At 70.0% G+C, this 20617-nt stretch carries 15 protein-coding genes; 7 read left to right on the top strand and 8 right to left on the bottom strand.

What is annotated here, in order from left to right; all coding sequences use genetic code 11:
• Nucleotides 1–73 precede the first annotated feature (73 nt).
• Nucleotides 74–1246, top strand: a complete 1173-nt coding sequence (locus LXT21_RS02300) for a thiolase family protein (RefSeq protein ID WP_254036431.1) — start codon at nucleotides 74–76, stop codon at nucleotides 1244–1246.
• 287 nt (nucleotides 1247–1533) lie between these two features.
• Here the strand turns inward: LXT21_RS02300 and LXT21_RS02295 are convergent, their stop codons facing one another.
• The 3 genes from LXT21_RS02295 to dgcN form a co-directional block, all read right to left on the bottom strand.
• A complete protein-coding gene (locus tag LXT21_RS02295; RefSeq protein ID WP_254036430.1) occupies nucleotides 1534–3381 on the bottom strand; it encodes a MutS-related protein in 1848 nt (615 codons plus the stop codon).
• 91 nt (nucleotides 3382–3472) lie between these two features.
• Nucleotides 3473–4459, bottom strand: coding sequence for an N-acetyl-D-Glu racemase DgcA (gene dgcA, locus LXT21_RS02290; RefSeq protein WP_254036429.1), 987 nt, complete (start codon nucleotides 4457–4459; stop codon nucleotides 3473–3475).
• A gap of 7 nt (nucleotides 4460–4466) precedes the next feature.
• Nucleotides 4467–5483: an N-acetyltransferase DgcN gene (gene dgcN / locus LXT21_RS02285; RefSeq protein ID WP_254036428.1), complete on the bottom strand. Its 1017-nt coding sequence runs from the start codon at nucleotides 5481–5483 to the stop codon at nucleotides 4467–4469.
• A 185-nt stretch (nucleotides 5484–5668) separates the two neighbouring features.
• Between dgcN and LXT21_RS02280 the strand changes: the two genes are divergently transcribed.
• Nucleotides 5669–6763, top strand: a complete 1095-nt coding sequence (locus tag LXT21_RS02280; protein WP_254036427.1) for a vWA domain-containing protein — start codon at nucleotides 5669–5671, stop codon at nucleotides 6761–6763.
• 5 nt (nucleotides 6764–6768) lie between these two features.
• Here LXT21_RS02280 and LXT21_RS02275 read toward each other — a convergent pair whose 3' ends face one another.
• On the bottom strand, nucleotides 6769–7197 hold the full coding sequence (locus LXT21_RS02275) for a hypothetical protein (protein WP_254036426.1): 429 nt from the start codon (nucleotides 7195–7197) through the stop codon (nucleotides 6769–6771).
• 235 nt (nucleotides 7198–7432) lie between these two features.
• On the opposite strand from LXT21_RS02275, the gene LXT21_RS02270 reads away from it, so the two are divergent.
• Both LXT21_RS02270 and LXT21_RS02265 read left to right on the top strand, forming a co-directional pair.
• Nucleotides 7433–8188, top strand: a complete 756-nt coding sequence (locus LXT21_RS02270; RefSeq protein ID WP_254036425.1) for a metallophosphoesterase family protein — start codon at nucleotides 7433–7435, stop codon at nucleotides 8186–8188.
• Entirely contained in the window at nucleotides 8188–8805 is a 618-nt protein-coding gene (locus LXT21_RS02265; protein WP_254036424.1) for a hypothetical protein, read from the top strand. The genes LXT21_RS02270 and LXT21_RS02265 overlap by 1 nt, the downstream gene beginning before the upstream one ends.
• Before the next feature lie 66 nt (nucleotides 8806–8871).
• On the opposite strand, the gene LXT21_RS02260 is transcribed toward LXT21_RS02265, so the two are convergent.
• Nucleotides 8872–10809: a sulfatase-like hydrolase/transferase gene (locus tag LXT21_RS02260; RefSeq protein ID WP_254036423.1), complete on the bottom strand. Its 1938-nt coding sequence runs from the start codon at nucleotides 10807–10809 to the stop codon at nucleotides 8872–8874.
• A 135-nt stretch (nucleotides 10810–10944) separates the two neighbouring features.
• On the opposite strand from LXT21_RS02260, the gene LXT21_RS02255 reads away from it, so the two are divergent.
• Complete coding sequence (locus tag LXT21_RS02255; RefSeq protein WP_254036422.1) at nucleotides 10945–11853, top strand: LysR family transcriptional regulator; 909 nt, start codon at nucleotides 10945–10947, stop codon at nucleotides 11851–11853.
• A 107-nt stretch (nucleotides 11854–11960) separates the two neighbouring features.
• Nucleotides 11961–13532 carry an aromatic amino acid hydroxylase gene (locus LXT21_RS02250; protein WP_254036421.1) on the top strand — a complete coding sequence of 524 codons (1572 nt, stop codon included), beginning with the start codon at nucleotides 11961–11963 and terminating at the stop codon, nucleotides 13530–13532.
• A 700-nt stretch (nucleotides 13533–14232) separates the two neighbouring features.
• Here LXT21_RS02250 and mrpC read toward each other — a convergent pair.
• The 3 genes from mrpC to LXT21_RS02235 form a co-directional block, all read right to left on the bottom strand.
• Nucleotides 14233–14979: a Crp/Fnr family transcriptional regulator MrpC gene (gene mrpC, locus LXT21_RS02245; protein ID WP_015351149.1), complete on the bottom strand. Its 747-nt coding sequence runs from the start codon at nucleotides 14977–14979 to the stop codon at nucleotides 14233–14235.
• A 264-nt stretch (nucleotides 14980–15243) separates the two neighbouring features.
• Entirely contained in the window at nucleotides 15244–16695 is a 1452-nt protein-coding gene (locus tag LXT21_RS02240) for a sigma-54-dependent transcriptional regulator (protein WP_254036420.1), read from the bottom strand.
• Nucleotides 16696–16705: 10 nt separating this feature from the next.
• The gene (locus tag LXT21_RS02235; protein ID WP_254036419.1) at nucleotides 16706–17680 is read right to left on the bottom strand and encodes a sensor histidine kinase; all 975 of its coding nucleotides are present in this window, start codon (nucleotides 17678–17680) and stop codon (nucleotides 16706–16708) included.
• 78 nt (nucleotides 17681–17758) lie between these two features.
• Between LXT21_RS02235 and LXT21_RS02230 the strand changes: the two genes are divergently transcribed.
• A complete protein-coding gene (locus LXT21_RS02230; RefSeq protein ID WP_254036418.1) occupies nucleotides 17759–20596 on the top strand; it encodes a fused MFS/spermidine synthase in 2838 nt (945 codons plus the stop codon).
• Nucleotides 20597–20617 lie beyond the last annotated feature (21 nt).

Genomic DNA, 20617 nt, shown 5'->3' with positions numbered 1-20617 from the left:
CGGCCGGTACTCATTGGCTACGACATAAATTTCGCTGCATGCCCGGGTGTGACCCGGGCAAGGAGACATCAAGATGCCTGGTCGAGTCGTGATTGCCAGCGCGGTCCGCACGCCGTTCACCCGCGCGCACAAGGGAGAGTTCAAGGACACGCGGCCGGATACGCTGGCGGCCGCCGCCATCAAGGAGGCCGTGGCCCAGGTCCCCGGCCTGAAGCCGTCGGACGTGGAGGACGTCGTCCTGGGCTGTGCCATGCCGGAGGCCGAGCAGGGCATGAACGTGGCGCGTCAGGCCACGCTGCTGGCGGGTCTTCCGGTGGAGGTTGCCGCGATGACCATCAACCGCTTCTGTTCCTCCGGGACGCAGGCCATCGCGCAGATTGCCGCGGCCATCCAGGCGGGCCACATCCAGGTGGGCATCGGGGGTGGCACCGAGTCCATGACGATGGTGCCCATGGGCGGCAACAAGGTCAGCGCCAACCCGGACATCATGGCGAACCACCCGGAGATCTACAGCTCCATGGGTGTGACGGCGGAGAACATCGCCTCGCGTCACAACGTGTCGCGTGAGGACTCCGACAAGTTCGCCGCGGAGAGCCAGCGCCGCGCGGCCGCCGCGCGGGAGACGGGGAAGTTCTCCGAGGAGATCGTCCCGGTCACCACCACTGTCTACGACGAGGACGGCAAGGCGCAGACGGTGACGGTGTCGGTGGACACCATCCTGCGTCCGGAGACGACGGCCGAGGGCCTGGGCAAGCTGCGCCCGGCGTTCAACGCCAAGGGCGTGGTGACGGCCGGCAACGCGTCGCCGCTGACGGACGGCGCGGCGGCGGCGGTGGTGATGAGCGAGGAGAAGGCGAAGGAGCTGGGCGTCAAGCCGCTGGGCTACTTCGTGGACTTCGCCGTCGCGGGCGTGCCTCCGGAGGTCATGGGCATCGGCCCCGTGCCCGCGGTGCGCAAGCTCCTGGCGAAGAACAAGCTCGAGGTGAAGGACATCGACGTCTTCGAGCTGAACGAGGCCTTCGCTCCGCAGGCGCTGTACTGCATCCGTGAACTGGGCATCCCCATGGACAAGGTGAACCCGAACGGCGGCGCCATCGCCCTGGGTCACCCGCTGGGCGTGTCCGGTGCGCGTCTGGTCGCGACGATTCTGCGCGAGCTCAAGCGCCGCAACGGCCGCTACGGCGTCGTCACCATGTGCATCGGTGGCGGCATGGGCGCCGCGGCGCTCATCGAGCTGGCGAAGTAGTCGCCGCTTCGACTTCGAAAGTTCACGGGCCCCGGGGAAGCGCTTCCCGGGGCCCGTTTTCATTTCCAGGCTGGTTTCTCGGGAGCCCCGCGTCGAGTGCCCGAGGGCGCTCGTGGGCTCTGGAGGTCTGCACCCCCGGGCCGTTGGTTTCCGAGCCGGACATCGCTGGCGCGGTGGCGTCGATACCTCGACGTGGCGGTCGGGCATGGGGCCGCCGAGCGCAAGGAGGAGGCGTCGTCGTGCCGCGAGGCCCGACGTCGCGGTGGTCGGGTGCTCCTCGGTATGCGCTACGCGCGGGGCGTGGGCGCCTCCGGGTCGTCCACGGGGACACCGGCGAGCCGCAGCACGCGCAGCGCGTTGGTGGTGTCCACCACGCCCTCGCGCAGCGTGTAGTCGAACACCATCTGTCCCTCCTCCAGGTGGTCCCGGAAGTGGACGTTGCGGACCTTCGCGTGGGTGGTCTCCTCGGCGAGCGAGGTCAGCGACAGGTCATGCGTCGTCACCGCGCCGCTGGCCCCCGTGGCGAGCAACAGGCGCAGCACCTCGCGCGAGGCGAGCTGGCGCTCCCGCGTGTTGGTGCCGAGCAGGATTTCGTCGAGCAGGAACAGGGCCTGCCCGTTCGCCGCGCGCGCCGCGTCCAGCACGGCCTTGATGCGCTGCACCTCCGCGTAGAAGTAGGAGACGCCGCGCTCCAGCGAGTCCTTCACCCGCATGCTGGTGAGCACATGCAGCGGTGACAGGCGGAACGACGCGGCGGCCACGGGCGCTCCGGCGAGCGCCAGCACCACGTTGGCGCCCACCGCGCGCATCAGCGTCGTCTTCCCGCTCATGTTGGAGCCGGTGATGAGCAACGCGTGCGCGGGCCCGGGCAGGGACACGTCGTTGGGCACGGGCGCGTCCAGCAGCGGGTGGCCCAGCTTCGTCGCCTCGACGATAGGCCCCTCTTTGACCAGCGAGGGCCACGCGAAGGCGGGGCGGTCATGCGCGAGCCCGGCGACGCAGGACAGCGCCTCCAGCTCCGCGAGCGCCTCGAACCAGTGCCGCACGCGCGTGCCGTGCTTCTCGCGCCATCGCTCCAGCGCGAACAGCGCGTGGATGTCCCAGAGGGTGAGCCAGTGAACCAGCGGGTGGAACTGGTGCCGCTTGAACTCGATGAGCGAGAAGAGCTGACTGAAGCGCCGGAAGTGCGTGGACACCGGCGGCTCGCCCTGCTGCTGGAGGCCTGCCTGGAGCTGGCGCAGCAGGGGATGCTCGAAGCGCTGGCCCTCGATGCGCTCGAAGAGGGGGGCATACCGCGCGAAGCCCCGCTCGCCCTTCTCCACGTTGTCGTCCATCCGCTTGAGCGTCTTGCGGGTGGCCGCCGCCAGCGCGAGCTGCGCGATGAGGCCCGCCCAGACGGCTGAGCCGGGAATCACGCCCACCTCGCCCAGGATGAAGAGCGCGAGCGTCACGAAGGGCAGCACCACCGCCAGCGGGCGGGACCAGCGGATGGAGTCGAGCGAGGAGCCGGCTTCCGCCCACTGGATGAAGAGCGCGGGGTCCGCCTTCTCCTTGGCCACCGTGCGCGCGTCCACGCAGAGGTCCTGCCGGAAGTCCACGCGCGGGGCCAGCTCCTGGGCGGCGCCCTGTCGGGCCTCGACGACCTCCAGCGGAGCAGGGGACGACAGCCACGCGGCGAGCCGCTCCTCGCCGGCGCGAGTGGCCGTCTCATTGAGGAGCTGGAACAGGCTGCCCTGTCCGAAGACGTCCAGGTCCGGCGTGTACAGGTGGGCGGGGGAGGCGAAGCGCTCACCCTGCTCGGTGAACTCGTGCCAGCCGTGTCCCAGGCGCGCCAGTCCCCGCTCATTGAGCGTCACGTAGAGCCGCTGGCGCTCCTCGCGGCGGAACACCTGGTGGTGGAGCACCGCGAGAATGATGAAGACGACGACGAAGCCGAGCGCGCCCCACCACCACGTCTTGGGCAGTCGGCCGGTGAGGATGAGGCCCGAGATGATGGCCGCGGCGAGGACCGCCACGGTGCGCAGGTTGGCGTAGCGGGCGCTGATGCGGTCCAGGACGGACAGCTCCGCCTGGGCGGCGGCGCGGCGCTCGGTATACGTGTGGTGGGGACTCGGGCGGGTGGCGTTCACGGACACGGTGGCCGCGCATGCTGTGCTTCCGGCCCGCCCAGGGCAAGAGGCCCTTGTCGTCGGGTGCCATCGGGACGACGAAGCCCCGGCTGGTGCTTCAGCCCCACAACGCTCGGGGCGGCCAGAACAGGGTGTTCCCCTCGAAGTGGAGGCCCGGCTCGCGGTCCTTCGCCAGCAGCAGGGGGCCGTCCAGGTCCACCACCTCCGCGTCCTGGGCCACCAGGGCCGCGGGGGCCATGGACAGGGACGTGGCCACCATGCAGCCCACCATGAGCTGCAGCCCGTGCCCTCGCGCGTCCCGGGCCAGGGCCAGGGCTTCGGTGAGCCCTCCCGTCTTGTCGAGCTTGATGTTGAGCGCGTCGTACTTGCCCACGAGCGCCGCCAGCCCGTGCCGGTCATGCGCGGACTCGTCGGCGCACACCGCCACCGGACGCCCCAGCCCTCGCAGGGCCTCGTCGTCCGAGGCGGGCAGGGGCTGCTCCACCATCACCACACCCAGCTTCGCGCACGCATCCAGCAGGCCCGGCAGCTCCGCGGGGCTCCACCCCTCGTTGGCGTCCACGATGAGCCGGCTGGCCGGCGCTCCCTCGCGGATGGCCTCGAGGCGCTCCAGGTCCTCCGTGCTCCCACGCCCGAGCTTCACCTTGAGCAGCGGCCGGTGCGCGGACTTCACGGCGGCCCGGCCCATGGCCTCCGCCGTGTCCAGGCTCAGCGTGTACGCGGTGACGAGCGGCCGGGGCTCGGGCATCCCCAACAGCGCCCAGACGGGCCTGCCGGTCCGCTTCGCCTCCAAATCCCACAGCGCACAGTCCAGCGCGTTGCGCGCGGCCTTGGGCTCGAGCACCTCGGGGACCTCCTCCCGGCAGAGCCCGCCCTCGATGCGCGCCCGGGCGGCCTCCAGCGCCTCCATGACGCCCGGCACCGTCTCGCCATAGCGGGCATAGGGGACACACTCGCCGCGGCCCACGGCGCCGCCTTCCTCCAGGGTGACGACCACCACCTCCGCGCTCGTCTTCGAGCCCCGGGAGATGGTGAAGCTCCCCGCGATGGGCCAGCTCTCGTGTCGGACGGTGAGCTTGCGCATGGGCTCCTCAGCTCCGGGCGGGGAAGCGGCGCGAGAGCTCGTCGACGAGCGGCCCGACGCCGGTGCGGATGGGGTCCACGCAGGGCAGCCCGTGCTCGCGCCCGGTGCGCTCCAGCAGCGCCAGGGCCTCGGCTTCGTCCAGGTGCTCGGTGTTGATGGCCAGCCCCGTACACTGGATGGCGGGGTTGGTGAGCTGTCCTTCCAGCACGGTGCGCTCGATGACGGCCTGAATCGAGGGCAGCCCATGCTGGACGCCGCGCATCTTGGTGCGCGTGGGCTCGTGACAGACGATGAAGGCATCCGGCTGTGCGCCATGCAGCAGCCCGAGCGTCACGCCCGCGAACGAGGGATGGAACAGCGAGCCCTGTCCCTCCACCAGATCCCAGTGGTCCACGTCGTTGGCGGGGGAGAGCCACTCAGCCGCGCCCGCGACGAAGTCTGACACCACCGCGTCGATGGCCACGCCCCGGCCCGAGATGAAGATGCCCGTCTGCCCCGTGGCCCGGAAGTCCGCCTTCAGGCCCCGCGCCCGCATCTCCTTCTCCAGCGCGAGCACGGTGTATTTCTTTCCCACCGAGCAGTCCGTGCCCACCGTCAGCAGGCGCAATCCCTGACGCTTGGTGCCCTTGCCCGTGGCGAAGTCCTGGTCGGGGATGCGCACGTCGTGCAGCGCGCGGCCATTGCGCCGGGCCGCCTCGGCGATGGCGGGGAAGGAGGACAGTCGCTTGTGCAATCCGGTGGCGACATCCATCCCCGCGTCCAGCGCCTCCACCAGCTTGCTGACCCAGTGCTCCGGCAGCACGCCGCCCGCGTTGGCCACGCCGACGATGAGCGTCCGGGCACCCCTGGCCTTCGCCCCCGCGATGTCCAAATCCTCGAGGCCACAGTCCGCCTTGCAGCCCGGCAGCCGCAGCTGCCCCACGCACCAATCGGGACGCCAGTCGACGATGCCGTGCGCCGTCTTCGCCGCGAGCTGGTCGGGGACATCCCCCAGGAACAACAGGTAGGGCTTCTGGATCTCCACCAACGTCCTCCCCGGGCCCCAGGCAGGGGCTGTGGCGCGCTTTTCAGCACGGCCCCTCGAAGCCCGCAAGGACTGTCGGAAAGCGCCTCGAAACCACCCTTCACGTAGGCCCTTCCGGCGCCCCGAAAATGTCAGACCCGCCCCGTATTCTTCCTCTCGTCACGGCACACGAGGGGAGCCAACAAATGGGCAAGTCCGTCGTCGATAATCGCGTCGAGATTGTCTTCAGCTTCGATACCACCGGCAGCATGTATCCCTGCCTCGCGCAGGTCCGAAAGAAGCTGCACGGCACCGTGTCCCGGCTGATGAAGGAGATTCCGGGCATCCGCATCGGCGTCATCGCGCACGGCGACTACTGTGACGCGCGCTCGACGTACGTGACGAAGATCCTGGACCTCACGGACGACGTGAACGCGGTGGTGCGGTTCGTGGACAAGGTGGGGCAGACGGGCGGCGGCGACGCGCCGGAGTGCTACGAGCTGGTGCTCCGCGAGGCGCAATCCCTCTCATGGACCACGGGCTATCGGCACGCCTTCGTGTTGATTGGCGATGACGTGCCGCACGCGCCCTCGGACAACCCGAAGCGGCTGGATTGGCGCAAGGAAGTGGACGCGCTGGGTAGGCTGGGCATCCCGGTGTACGGCGTCCAGGCCCTGGCGCGCCGCCACGCCACGCCGTTCTACCGGGAGCTGGCCGAGAAGTCGGGCGGCTTCCACCTGAGCCTGGACCAGTTCTCCCACGTCACCGACATGCTGCTGGCCGTCTGCTACAAGCAGGCGTCGGACGCCCAGCTCCAGGCCTACGAGGCGGAGGTCTCCCGCGAGGGCCGCATGAGCCGGGGCCTGAGTGGCCTGTTCAGCGCCATGCTCGGCCGCGCGCCCACGTCCGTCTACGGCGAGGCGGACCTGCGCGCCGTGCCGCCCGGCCGCTTCCAGTCGCTGGAGGTGGACGCGGACATGCCCATCAAGACCTTCGTCCAGGAGAACGGCCTGGGCTTCAAGACGGGCCGGGGCTTCTACGAGTTCACCAAGACGGAGACCATCCAGGGCCACAAGGAGGTCGTCCTCATGGACCGCAAGACGGGGGACTTCTTCAGCGGCGAGCGTGCGCGCGAGATGCTGGGCCTGCCGCCGGGGGAGACGGTGCGCATCCGCCCCGCGAGCCTGGAGAAGTACGTCGTCTTCGTGCAGAGCACCTCCGCCAACCGCAAGCTCGTGAAGGGCTCGCGCTTCCTCTACGAGGTGGAGGACTGGGACGGCGCGAAGGCGCTCGCGGCCTGAGTCCTTCAGCGCACCCACTCGGGGGCCCACGCGCACACGAGCGCGAGCACCGACGACAGCACCGTCAGGGCCAGGAGGATGGGCGCGGCGACGCGGCGCTGGGGCACTCCCGCCGCGCGCATCAGCGCCATCACCGCCCACGGGCCCACCAGCGGCACCAGGGCGGCGGTGGACCAGAATCCGCCGCAGTGTGACAGGAGCTTCTCCACCCACCGTCCCCGAGGCCGGGAGCGCAGCCGTCGCCAGCCCTCCAGTCGCTCCAGGCCATCCCAGCCCAGGTCCACGACGAGGACCTGCAGGTAGCCCAGCGGCACGCAGGCGACCACGACGGCCCACGGGGGATAGCCCAGCCCGAGGATGCCCAGCGGAATGGCCGCGAGCACGCCGCCCACGGGACTGGCCGCCACCAACGCGAAGGACAGCAGTCGCCCCATGGGAGGGACGTCATAGCCGGGCCGCGTGGCGTTCAGGTGACACGGCCGTGAAGCCGCGCCCCCCTGTCAGGAGACAGGGGCCATGGCCCTGGAGCCTCGTTGCGAGGGCGGTGACTGTCGGTCAGGTGATGGTCGACATGAGCCATTGTGTCTTGGGGGTGGCCGGCGCGAATCCAAGGGTTGAAGAGGTGGCACCGGGTCGTTACTTCCGAAGTTCGTGAGACACTTTCTCATCATGCTGCCGTGGCTCGCCGCGGGCTGTGGCGCGTTCGAGATGCACCCCTACGAGGTTCGCGGGGGCGAGCGGGACTCGAATGCGCGGGCCGTGGAGCGGCTGCAGGAGCGGATGAGCTCGGGGCCCTTCCGCTTCGCGGTGATTGGGGACATCGGCATCTTCCAGGGCTCCTCGGAAGCGGCGGTGCGGGACTTGTCGCGGCGGGACGTGGACTTCGCCGTGCAGATGGGGGACCTGACGGAGTTCGGCTCGGCGGACGAGTACAAGTGGGTGTCGAAGCTGCTCAATGACGCGTCAGTCCCCACGATGGCGGTCATCGGCAACCACGACATGGTGGGCAAGGGGACGGAGCTGTTCCTGGCCCGCTTCGGTCCGACGTTCCTGTCGTTCGAGCATGGCGGCAGCCGGTTCGTCCTCTTCGACTCGAACTCGCGCGAGTACGATTTTCCGGGCGACGTACCGGACCTGGTCCGGCTCGAGCAGGCCCTCGCCGAGGCTTCGCTGGGCGGCCATCGCTTCACCTTCTCGCACGTGGCACCCGGGCATCAGGACTTCGACCCGACGCTGACCGGGCCCATCGAGGAGCTCCAGTCGGAGCGGGGCGTGACGGTGTCCTTCCACGGCCACTCCCACCGCTTCCGGAGCGATGAGCGACTGGGCGTGCGCTACTTCGTCACCGACGCGCTCGACATCCGCAGCTACCTGTTGGTCTCCGTCGAGGGGCCGTCGGTGGATGTCCAACAGGTCTTCTTCTGATGTCGCGCTCCGGGCTCGCGGGGGGGCTGCTGACGTCGCTGCTCCTGGTGGCGTCCTCCTCGCGTGCGCAGGAGCAGGAGCTGCACGAAGACGCCTCGGAGTCGAAGAAGGCGCCGTGGTACGTGCCAGACCATGCGGCCGTGCAGTTCGCGGGCTCCATCGGGATGCTCGCGGCGGGGCCTGGGTGGGCGTTCCTGGACGAGCAGGTGGACCTGGAGGTGCTCGTGGGGTGGGCGCCGCAGGCGGTGGCGGGCTCGGACTTCGTGACGCTGACGCTCAAGGCGCAGTGGCATCCGTTCCGGGTGCGCCATGGGGAGTGGGACATCCGTCCGCTCACCCTGGGCGCGGCGTTCAGCTACACGTTCGGGGATGACTTCTACCTGACGCTGCCGGACCGGTACGCGTCGGGCTACTACTGGTTCAAGACGGCGCTGCGCCCGGCGTTCTTGATGGGTGGGGGCGTGGGTCGGCCGGCGAAGGTGCTCGGGTTCGAGCGGCTCGAGGGGTACTACGAGCTGGTCGCCACGGACTACCGCATCGTCCAGTTCCTCCGGAACCCGGACACCGTGAAGCTGGGCCTGTTCTCGCTCGCGCTCGGAGCCCGCGTCCGTTTCTGAGCCAGGCGGATTCCCACGCGGCTTTGTGCTCACGGCGCGCTGGCCGCGCTTGTCACGGACGTGGCCTCAGCGCGGCGGCTGGGTCGCGGTGGCGGGAGCGCCCGCGGGTACGGGCCGCGGAGTGGACTCGGAAGCTTCGCTCTGGGCGCCCCCACCGCGCAGCCTGCGCAGGATGCGTGGCGCCTCGGCCGCGAAGCGCTCCTGCGCATCCGGGAGCGGGCGGTCCCACAAATCACTCAGCTCGGTGCCGGGCAGGCCCGCGCCGAAGCGCACCTTGAGCTCACGCCCGATGAGCGCGTAGCGCGGCTCCCAGCCGATGGTGGTGAGCAGGTAGCGCCGAGGGTCCGGACGGCTCATCGGAATCCCATCCCCCAACTGCTCCGGCGTGTGCGTGTCCCCCAGCAGGTCGAACAGCGTGGGCACCAGGTCGATGTGTCCGGTGACGGCTTCGACCTGTCCGGGCGGCAAGCGCTCATCGAAGACGAGCATGGGCACATGCAACTGCAGCTCGGTGACATCGCTGGCGTGGCCCACGCGGCCGTGCTCGCGGAACTCCTCGCCATGGTCTCCGGTGAAGACGACCAGGGGACGCGTGCCACGCACGGCCTCCCACCGGGACAAGAGCTCCTCCACCTTCGAGTCCACCTCGTAGGCGGAGTTCCACGCGCGGGCCTTGAGGTGCTCGGCTGGAACGCGCGCGGTGGCGAGGCCGCCCTTGCCGTCCCACGCGGGCGAGAACACCGCGGAGCGCGGCGGATAGTCGTAGTCGAAGTGCGTGCCCGCGAAGAACACGAAGGTGAAGAGCGGCGTGTCCACGGGCGTGGAGCGCGCCAGGTCCAGCGCGTCCTTCACCATGGCCGCGTCGCGCAGGTGGCTCTTGCCCTCGTAGTCCGTGCGCAGTCCGCCCTGCACGTCGCGGAACACCGTGTCCTTCAGCCCCATCCAGTCCACGGAGGACGCGGCGAAGAAGGCCTGGCGATAGCCATTCTCCCGCAGCGCGGGGAAGAGCAGGGGCGCGCGGCCCGCGCCCACCACCGCGTCACGGCGCTGGGCCTCCAGGCCGAAGAAGAGGCTGAAGACCGAGTAGTCCGTGGAGCTCGCCGCGCTGTGGTGGTGCAGGAAGCGCGTGCCGTGCTCCGCGCGCCGCCACAGGTGGGGCATGACGTCCGGACGGAAGAAGTCGTCGCGCAGACTCTCGACGAGGATGAGCAGGATGTCGGGCTTGCGCGTGAAGCGCACGGCGGCGGGGTCGATGGTCGACGCGGGCGCGCCGGCCTCGGGGCTCACCCCCAGGCGCAGGCCTGAGGCGGGAGGCCGGCTCGTCAGCCGCATGAGCAGCGTGTTCATCCGCACGGGCGCCTGGAGGGGCAGGGTGGTGGCCGCGTGCAGCACCGCGCCCCCATGGGCGAAGACCAGCCACGCGCTCGTCAATCGCTCCACCGCCGTGGTCAACACGAGGACGGCGACGAGCCTCGCCACATGCCGAGGCCGATGGACCCGGCGCAGGAACTGGACGCCGACCCAGACGTCGAGCGACAGCACGGCCAGGGTTCCGACGGCCAGGAGCGCCAGTTCATGCGGCGCGAGCCCCGTCTCCGCGAGCGCGCGAGGCTGCATCGCCACCGCGAGCACCAGGCCGTTGATGTGGAAGCCCAGCGAGGACAACACGAGCGCGTCCACGCCCAGCATCGCCACGCCCAGCGCCACGGCGATGGGCAGGGCCACCGCGTAGCGACGCCCGAGCAGCATCAACGGGAGCGTGGCGACGAAGGTGAGCAGGCCCAGGAACAGCGCCTGGATGACGCCGCCCACCAGCAGCACGGGACGCAGCGAGGCGGCCAGCCGCTCCACGGAGGCGAGCAGCGGAGCCCCGAAGAACGCCAGCGCGATCAACCCGTGCAGCGTGCACCACAGCAGCGCGGGGCCCAGCAGGGGCGCGGCGCCGGCCAGACGCTGGCGCAGCCCCTGGGCGGGCGGGAGGGTGTCGGAAGGCGTCCGGGACATCGCGCCTTCTGCTAGCCCGCTCCTGACGCATGTTCAAGCAGCGACGCGCGCCCGACTGCTTCCTCGCAGTGGAAGCGCGCCGGGTGGCTCCAGAGTCCTCGTGCCGCGTGTGGGAGGGGTGCCAGGATGGGACGCATGCCGCCACGCAAGCTGGTGCGACACCTCGTCTGGCTGGAGTCCTTCACCGCCGCCGTGGAGGCGGGCAGCATCGAGTCCGCCGCCGAGCACCTGGGCGTGGCGCGCTCCGTCGTGAGCGAGCACATCCGCGCGCTGGAGATGGCGCTGGCGGACGGCGCCACGCTGCTCGAGCGCGGCCCGGGACGACGACTCCAGCTCACCGCGCGGGGCGAGCGGCTCTTCGCCGGCACCCAGACGCCCCTGCACCAGCTCGACATGAAGCGCCTGAGAGACCTGGCCAGCGCCGAGCCCGTGGTGCGCCTGGGCTTGAACCCCACGCTGTCGCTCTCCCTGCTCGGCAAGGTCGCCCACGACGCGGCGGCCACGGGGCTCAAGCTGGTGCTCAGCTTCGGTGGTCCTCACGAGCTGACGCGCCAGGTGCAGACGCGTCAGTTGGACCTGGCCCTCGACTTCACGCCCCTGCCGCCGCATGAGGGCGTGGAGTCGGAGTCGCTGCTGCGCATGCCCTTCGTCGTGCTCGCCGGCCCCGGGAGCGGGCTCGCGACGTCGGCCACTGCCAGACGCACGCTGCATGTGAGGGACCTGGCGGGCCAGCCCTTCGTCGACTGGCTGCGCGACGACCCGTACGGTGGCGCGAACAGCGCGCGCTTCGCGGAGCACGGCGTCGCGGTGCAGGAGGTCGCCCGCGTCGAGAGCTTCCTGCTCCTCTACGAGCTGCTGCGAGCGTTTCGAGCGTGCGCGATCACACCGGACCTGCGCCCCATGCACCCGTTCCCCGATGACATCCACGCCTGGCCCCTGAAGGAAGAAGAGCCCCAGGCCGTGGAGGTCGTGGCCCTCTGGCCCTCCGGCTCACTGAGCCCTGGCGCCGCCAGCGTCCTCGACGGACTGCGTCAGCGCGTATGAGTTCTCGTCGATAAACCGACGAAGACGTCGAATTCTGTCGGTTTTCCGGAGCCCGCTCCCGTCAGTATCCTCTCCAGGTTGGAAGTTTTCACCAGGAGTACTCGGATATGACGCCAACGGAACTGACGATATCCCGCCTGCCCGCGCACCTGCGGCGCTACGTGGTGAGCCAGGACTACGACGCGTACACGCCGAGGGACCACGCGGTGTGGCGGCACATCCTGGGCAAGCTGCGCGGACATCTCTCCGAGCGGGCGCATCCGGTGTACCTGGAGGGCCTGTCGGCGACGGGCATCAACCTGGAGGCGATTCCCAGCCTCGATGAGATGAACGAGCGGCTGTCGCGGCTGGGCTGGGCGTGCGTGGGCGTGCGCGGCTTCATCCCGCCGGCGGTGTTCACCGAGCTCCAGTCGATGGGCGTGCTGGCCATCGCGTCGGACATCCGCACGCACGAGCACATCGGCTACACGCCCGCGCCGGACATCGTGCACGAGAGCGCGGGGCACGCGCCCATCATCGCGAACCGGCGCTACTCGGAGTACCTCAAGGCGTGCGGCCTGGTGGGGTTCAAGTCCATCGCGAGCCTGGAGGACCAGGCGGTGTTCGAGGCCATCCGCAACCTGTCGGTGGTGAAGGAGGACCCGGACGCGAGCGAGGACGAGGTCGCGCACGCGGAGGCCCGGCTGACGGCGGCGAGCGCGAGCCGTCGCTACGTGAGCGAGAGCACGCGCGCCAGCCGCCTGTACTGGTGGACGGCGGAGTACGGCCTGGTGGGCGATTTGGAGCGGCCGCGCATCTACGGCGCGGGCATCCTGTCGAGCATCGGCGAGGCGGAGCACTGTATGACGCCGGCCGTGCGCAAGCTGCCCCTCACGGTGGCGTGCGCGGACGCGGAATACGACATCACCCGGATGCAGCCGCAGCTCTTCGTGGCGCGCGACTTCGAGCACCTGTTCGAGGTGCTCGCGGAGTTCGAGTCGACGCTGGCGTTCAAGCGCGGTGGGGACTTCGGACTGGAAGTGGCGCGCGAGGCGCGCACGGTGAATCACCTGGTGCTGGCGGATGGGCGCGAGGTGACGGGGCGGGTGATGGAGTCGGTGCTGGCGCCGGGGCCGGTGGCGCCCGGGCTCACGTCGGCGTTGGTGCGGCTGGATGGCCCCGTCCTCGTGTCTCGCGGTGGCAACGCGGACGGCGCGCGGCCGTGGAATGGCTCGGCGCTGGTGGCCTTCGGCGCGGGCGAGTTGCCGGAGCGCGGGCCGTTCAAGTTGTCGCTGTCGAGCGGGTTGGAGTTGGAGGGCTTCGCCGGCGGCGGAGGCGACGTGCTGGCGCTGCGCGCGCGGATCGCGGGCCGGGTGTTGGACGTGCCCGCGGTGACGAAGCTCTTCCTCAGCACGCACCTGCCCTCGGTGGCGGGTGGGCCCGCGGATCCGGCGACGTGGGACCGGTGGTTCGGTGAGCTGGAGGCGTTCTCGGAGGGCGACGGCGAGTCGAAGGCGCGTGAGCGCAAGTCGCTGGCGCTGCACCCGTCCCTCGCGGCGCTCTACCGCGAGGTGCGCGGGCTGCGTGAGTCGGGGCGCGCGAAGTCGGAGCGCCTGGCGCAGATCGCCGCCGCCGCGACGGACTTCCAGGATGACTGGCTCCTGCGCGCCGAGGTCGAGGAGCTCAAGGTCCGCGCCTGAGTCGTGATGGGGCCGCCCGAGAGGCGCGGTCTTGATGGAACTCCACGCGGACGGGCCTCATCGCGCCGAGGCCGAGGCGCTCGGGACCGCGCTCGAGTCGTGACGCGGCCGCCGGTGGAGGAGGTCCCGACGGACCTCCAGCATGACGCGTGGGGTTCGCGCGACGTGGCGTCTCGTCAAAGGTGTGAGCCCCACGCCGTGGGTCCCCTGTCGCCAGACAGTCCCCTGGGTGCGCGCGGACAGACGGCTCGACTCGAGCGGGCGGCAAGTTTCTGGCCGCTCACAGCCCGTCGAGCGTTCGCTATCTCGCGCGACGCGGGGCGGATTGAACGAGTTGAACGGAGAGGTTCACTCGTCGGCGTTCAGGGTGTACCCGGCGCGGCGGCCCGTTCGTTCACTCAGCCCCGCACCGTGGCGTCCGCGACCGTGGAAATCACGCCCACATGGCGGCTTGTCCGGAAGCCTCGGACGTTCACTTTCGATCAGCACGGGCTTCGGATTGAACGAGTCGTGCAGCCGCTCATCCGGGGACACACGACGTCGCCCGCACCGGAGAGCAGGGCCACGACAGGCGTGCGCTCGCGCCGCGCATCACCCGAAGTCCCCCAGAAAACGACGCGGGCCCGGCCACACGCCAAGCGCATGGTCAGGCCCGTCGTTGAACACCCTTCCCGTCACACCCGCGAGTGCGGGGCGCGGCTCACTTCTCCTTCGAGGCGATCTTGCGCAGGGCCTTCTGGTCGCGCACGCAGAGGATGCGGCCGACGTTGCCGAGCACGCCCTCGCGCTTCATCTCGTTGATGAGCGTGGACACGAACGAGCGCGAGGCGCCCACCAGGTCCGCCAGGTCCTGCTGGGTGATGCCGCGCAGGTCCGTCTCACCGCCGTGGGGGCAGCGCTCACCGTGCGCCTCCACCAGCGTCAGCAGGGTGTCCGCCAGACGGGCGGGGACTTCCTTGAAGGTCAGGCCCAGCACGCGCTTGCGCAGGGCACGCACGCGCTCGGCGTAGGCGCGCACCACGTCCACCGCCAGGGCCGGACGGGCCTCGAGCTGCGCGCGGAAGTCACGACCCTCGATGCTCCACACCTCGGCCTCACCCGCCGCGATGGCCATCTCCTCGATGGGCGTCCCCTCGGGGCGGAACAGCTCGCCGAACAAGTCGCCCGGGCGCAGGATGGACACCACCGAGCGGGTGCCGTTCTTCCCGATGCGCATCAGGCGCACGCGGCCGGACTTGAGCAGATAGACGCGGTCCGTGTTGTCGCCGGGGCGGTAGATGGTCGAGTTGTGCGGGAAGGACTCGACCTTGAAGTAGCCCTTGAAGTCGATCGCCTCCTGCCCCGGAACCAGCTTGTTCGCGGTGACCATCATCCCGGAGCTGGTCGCCTGGAGCGGCGCCACGACGTTGGAACCGATAGGGCCGAGGGGGCGATTGAAACCGTGCATGGCATTCACTCCGTGGAAGGCAGTCGGGGGTAGAAGCGGCCGCCTGCTTCGGCGGCAACGGGGCTTTCCATTTCCAAGGAACGTGCCAGCGGGGAATGAAGTGCTCCAGGGGGAACACATCCAAGAATGCCGGGTACTTAGCGCTAGAGGTCCGTAGCACCCACCCGTCTGTGTCCAAAACCTGAAACAAAACGTTCAAACAGTCTGATCAAGTTGAACGAAACGTTAAAACCGCCCGGGCCTCTGTCGCGGCCCGGACAGTGTTCACGGGTCGTCTTTCACGGGGAACCCCGGCCCTGAAGGGTTCTGTCCCTGTGAAAGATTGTACTTCTGCAGTTTGCGCTCGAGGGTCGGGCGACTGATTCCAAGAATCTGGCAGGTGCGACCCTTGTGCCCCTTGGTGACGGCCATCGCACGGGCGATCAGCATCCGCTCCGCCTCGTCGAGCGTCGGAATCTGACTGGCGTCGTCCACCGCGGGCGCGGTGAACATGAGGGTGTTGATGGGGGGCCGTCCGCTGTCGGGTGAGGGCTGGGTGTCGAGTGACGGGAGATCATCCCCGCGGAGCACATCCCCTGGCGCGAGGACGACGGCGCGGGTGAGCACGTTCTCCAGTTCGCGCACGTTGCCGCGCCACGGCAGGCGGGTGAGGCGCTCCATCACCTCGGTGGGCACGCGCGTGACGCGCTTGTGGACCTTCTCGTTGATGCGCTCGAGCAGGTGCTTGACGAGCAGCGGGATGTCCTCGCGCCGCTCGCGCAGCGGGGGAATCAGGAGCGTAATGACCTTGAGGCGCTGGTAGAGGTCCTCGCGGAAGCGCGTGGCCTCCACCTCCTCGGAGAGCGTGCGGTGCGTCGCCGCGATGACGCGGGCGCGCAGCTTGATGCGCTTGACCCCGCCCACGCGCTCGAACTCGCGCTCCTGGAGCACGCGCAAGAGCTTCGCCTGGAGCATCAGCGACATGTCGCCAATCTCGTCGAGGAAGACGGTGCCCTCCTCGGCCAGCTCGAACTTGCCGGGCTTGACCGCCGTGGCGCCGGTGAAGGCGCCCTTCTCGTGGCCGAACAGCTCGCTCTCCAGCAGCGTGTCGACGATGGCCGAGCAGTTGATGCCGATGAAGGGCCGGGGCTCGTCGTACGAGTAGTTGTGGATGACGCGGGCGATGAGCTCCTTGCCGGTGCCGCTCTCTCCGGTGATCAGCACGGTGGCGTGGCTGCCCGTCACCTTGCCGATCTCCTTCACCAGCTGCTGCATCAGCGGGCTGGTGCCCACGATGTCGCCCAGGCGCACCGCGGCGTTCTCGCGGTTGACCTCGTCCGCGCGGCGCGACAGCTGGCGGTACTCCAGCGCGCGCTCGACGACGAGGTCCAGCGCGGCCGGGTCCGGGAAGGGCTTGTGGATGTAGTCGAACGCTCCGGCCTTCATGGCCCGGATGGTCGTCTCCATGTCGTGGTACGCGGTGACCAGGATGATGCGGGCATCGCCGCACAACCCCTTCATCTCCTCGATGATCTCCAGGCCCGTGCGGTCCGGGAGCATCATGTCGAGGATGACCACGCTGGGCATGGTCTCCTGGGCGGCGCGCAGGCCCGCCGCGGCGCTGGTGGCGGTGGCCACCTGGTAGCGCGGCTGGTTGTCGTGCTCGATCTCCTCGAAGTGCATCTTCAAGGTCTCGAGGAGCGACACGTCGTCGTCGACGATGAGGAGGGTCTCCATGGCGTCCCTCTCAGGTGGCGAACGTCAGCGTGAACACCATGCCGGGCTCGGCGCTGCCCTCGGCGGCCACGTCTCCTCCTTGCCCCATCATCACCCGGCGCAGGGCCGCCAGCGACAGGCCCGCCCCCCGCGCCAGCCGCGAGCCGAAGGGCTCGAACAAGGTGCCGCTCTCCTCGGGGGGCAGGGCGGCGGCGGGGTCCTTGAGCACCATGAGCACCCGGCCCGGCCCGCCCCGCTTCAGGAAGACCTCCACGGGGCTGTCCTCGGGGCGGCCCATGGCCACGTTGAGCAGCACCTGCGCCAGCACGGGCCGGAGTCGATTGGGGTCCACGCGCACGCGCGGCAGCTCCGCCTCCTCGTCCACGCGCACCTCGATGCGCCGCTCGGCCAATTCCAGCGCCACCATGCCCTGGGCCTCCTGGATGACCGAGCGCAGCGCGTGCGCGTCCAGGTTGGGCGTGGTGTCGCGGCCGTACTCGGACAGGAGCCACAGCATGCGCTCCATGGTGCGAATCTCACGGTTGGCGATGGTCAGCCGCCGCTTGTCCCGGTCCGACAGCGCGGTGTTCCTCGCGAGCGTCTGCACCGCCATCTTCACCGAGGAAAGGGGGTTGCGGATCTCATGGCTGAGCGACGAGGACAGCCGTGAAATCTGCACCGGCGGCGCGCCCTCGAGCAGCACGTTCAGGTCCTGGACGCACGCGCAGGCCTCGCCGTCCTCCTGACCGAGCGTGAGCCGCAGCGGCGTGGCGTCCTCGCCGCCCAGGTGCGCGGAGGCGAACTCCACGGCGCGGCGGTCCTCGCGCGCGATGCGGTCCAGCTCCCGGGCGCGCTCCTGGGAGACGCCGAGGGCCAGGTGGAGCGGGCGGTCCACGAGCGCTTCGGCGGGGTGCTGGAGGATGGCGGCGCAGTCTCCCTGCGCGCGGGTCACCCGCAGGCCAGCAGACCAGGCGAGCAATGCGGCTTGCAGGAGGTGGGCGTTCATTGGTGGGTCCCGAACATAACGAGTAAGGTTCCGCGCTGTCCCCTTATGTCCCTCATCGCGCGTTTCCCGAAGAACCTTGTGTCGGCCCTCCTCTTCCTGTCCGGAGGCACCGCGCTGGTCTACGAGTTGGTCTGGTCCAAGTATCTCGGGAACGTCCTGGGCAACAGTGGTCAGGCGCATGCCGTGGTGCTCGCCACCTTCATGGGCGGCCTGGCGCTGGGCGCATCTGTCTTCGGGCGGACAGCGGACCGGGTGAAGAGCCCCCTGGCCCTGTATGGCGTGCTGGAGCTGGGCGTGGCGCTGTACGCGCTGGCGTTCCCCTACGTCCTCGACGCCCTGGGCGCCTTGTGGCTGGCGGTGGCGCCCAGCGTGCCGGACGGGTGGCGCGTGGGGCCCAGGCTCCTGGTGGCCGCGCTGTCCTTGGTGGTGCCCACGCTGCTGATGGGCGGCACGCTGCCGGCGCTGGTTCGTCATTTCGCGGACAGTCTGTCGGGGGTGCAGCGGGAGCTGGCGCGGTTGTACGCGGTCAACAGCCTGGGCGCGGCGCTGGGCGTGTTCATCGCGGGCACCCGGTTGGTGCCGGTGCTGGGGCTGTCGGCCTCCGCGAAGCTGGCGGCGGGGCTGAACATCCTGTTGGCGGTGGCGGCGCTGCTGCTCGCGCGCAGGCACCCTCCGGCGCTCGCGCCCGGACAGGCGGCGCCGGTGGCCGAGGGGGCCCAGGACGTGGCCTATCCCCGCGTGGCGGTGCGCGCGGCGCTGGTGGGCGTGCTGCTGTCGGGCTTCACGTCCATGCTCTACCAGGTGACGTGGATCCGCCTGTTGTCCATCGTCCTGGGCGCGTCCACGTACGCCTTCACGCTCATCCTCACCGCGTTCATCCTGGGCATCGGCCTGGGCAGCTTCTGGCTGATGACGCGGGCGCAGAAGGTGGACTCGCTGCGCGTGTACGGCGTGACGCAGCTGGCGCTGGTGGCGAGCCTCTGCGTGGCGCTGCCCCTGTACGTGCGGCTGCCGCACCTGTTCCGCACGGCGCAGTGGATGATGACGCGCTCGGTGGACACCTGGCCGTTGTTCCAGTTGCTGACGTTCGGCTTCTGCTGCCTCGTGCTGTTGGTGCCCACGTTCTTCATGGGCGCGGCCTTCCCGGCGGCGGCGCGCGTGGCCACGGCGAAGGTGTCCGAGGTGGGGCGCGAGCTGGGCGGCGTGTACCTGTGGAACACGGTGGGCACCATCACCGGCTCGGCGCTGGGCGGTCTGGTGCTGATGCCGTGGTGGGGCATGGAGGGCAACTTCGTGGCGGGCGTGGTGGCGAACCTCGCCGCGGCGGCGCTGGCCTTCCACGCGCTGTCGGGTCGTCCCCAGGGTTCTGTCCGCGCGCTGTGGCCGGTGGGCGCGGCGGCGCTGCTGGCCGTGGTGGTGCTGGGCAGCATGAGCGGCTGGTCCGTGCGGCTGTCGGGCATCGCCTCCATCCGCTCGCACCAGAAGCCGCCGGACAGCTACGCGAAGCTGGTGGCGGACACGGAGAAGAACTTCCAGCCCGTGTTCTATCGGGACGACACCTTCGCGACGGTGCTGGTGGCCGACTACCCGAAGGACCACCTGCGCTTCATGAAGCTCAACGGCAAGATTGACGCCTCCAACGGCAGCGACGTGGAGACGCAGGTGATGGCCGGGCACCTGGGCGCGCTGCTCCACGCGCGCGAGCCCAAGAACGTGCTGCTGGTGGGGGCGGGCGCGGCGATTACCGCGGGCAGCGTGCTGGCGCATCCGGTGGAGCGGCTGGACATGGTGGAGATCGCCCCGGCGGTCATCGACGCCGCGCGCCTGTTCAAGGATGACAACCGCAATGCGGTGGATGATCCGCGCACGCGCGTGCACATCGACGACGCCAAGACGTTCATGGCGCTGGCGGACCGCAAATACGATTTGGTCGTGAGCGTGCCCTCCAACCCGTGGGTGGCGGGCGTATCCGGCCTCTTCACGCGGGACTTCTTCCAGACGGTGGACCGGCACCTCACCGACGACGGTGTGTTGGTGCAGTGGATCCACACGTACGAGAGCAACGACGAGCTCATCCGGCTGGTGGTCCGCACCATGCGCGACACCTTCCCGCACGCCACCACGTGGCTGGGGCCTCAGGACCTGGTGATGGTGGCGAGCCGCAAGCCGCTGGCCCTCGACGCCGAGCGGCTGGCCCGGCGCATGGCGCTGCCCGAGGTCCGCAAGGACTTGGAGCGGGTGGGGCTCACGGACGTGTTCTCGCTGCTCTCCAAGCAGGTGCACAGCGAGGAGGGGCAGCTCGCCTTCGCGGGACCAGGGCCCATCAACACGGATGACCACAACCTGCTCGAGTACGCCTCGCCCATCGCCTTCTTCGTGGCGAACCTGGACGTGCGCGTGAAGGACGAGCGGCGCTCCCCGGATGGCAGCTCGCGGCTGTTCATCGAGGACTACCTGCGTCAGCACCCGCCCACGCCCGAGCAGGCCGAGCGGCTCTACCGGAACATGGAACGCTACCACGCCGCGAATGATCCGCTGGTCCGGGGCGTGGCCTCGCTGTGGCGTCAGGTGGCGCCGGACAGCCGAGGGGCCGCCGTGGCCCTGGCCCGCGCTGCCCTGGCCCAGAAGGATTTGACGCTGGCCGCCTCGTTGCTGGAGCCCGAGGTGCGCAAGGGTGGGCGTGAGCCGGAGCTGATCGCCGCGTACCTGAAGCTCATGGCCGAACAGGCCTGGGCCACGCGCACCGTCTGGACCCCGGTGGATGCCCGGGAGGCGCTCGCCCTGGGACGGCAGGCCGCCGCCGAGCACCCGGGGGACGAGGACCTCTCACGAGCGGTGCGGAACCTGTGCGATGCTCTCCCTGCCTCGGCGTGCACCCGGGATTCTCCGCCCGTCGCGGCCCCGGTCGGCCCCTGAGCAGGCCTCCAATTCTCAAGA

This window comes from Myxococcus guangdongensis, from assembly GCF_024198255.1.
Classification (GTDB): domain Bacteria; phylum Myxococcota; class Myxococcia; order Myxococcales; family Myxococcaceae; genus Myxococcus; species Myxococcus guangdongensis.
The sequence above is the reverse complement of the archived record's forward strand: the minus strand, read 5'-3'. Positions and strand labels throughout refer to the sequence as shown.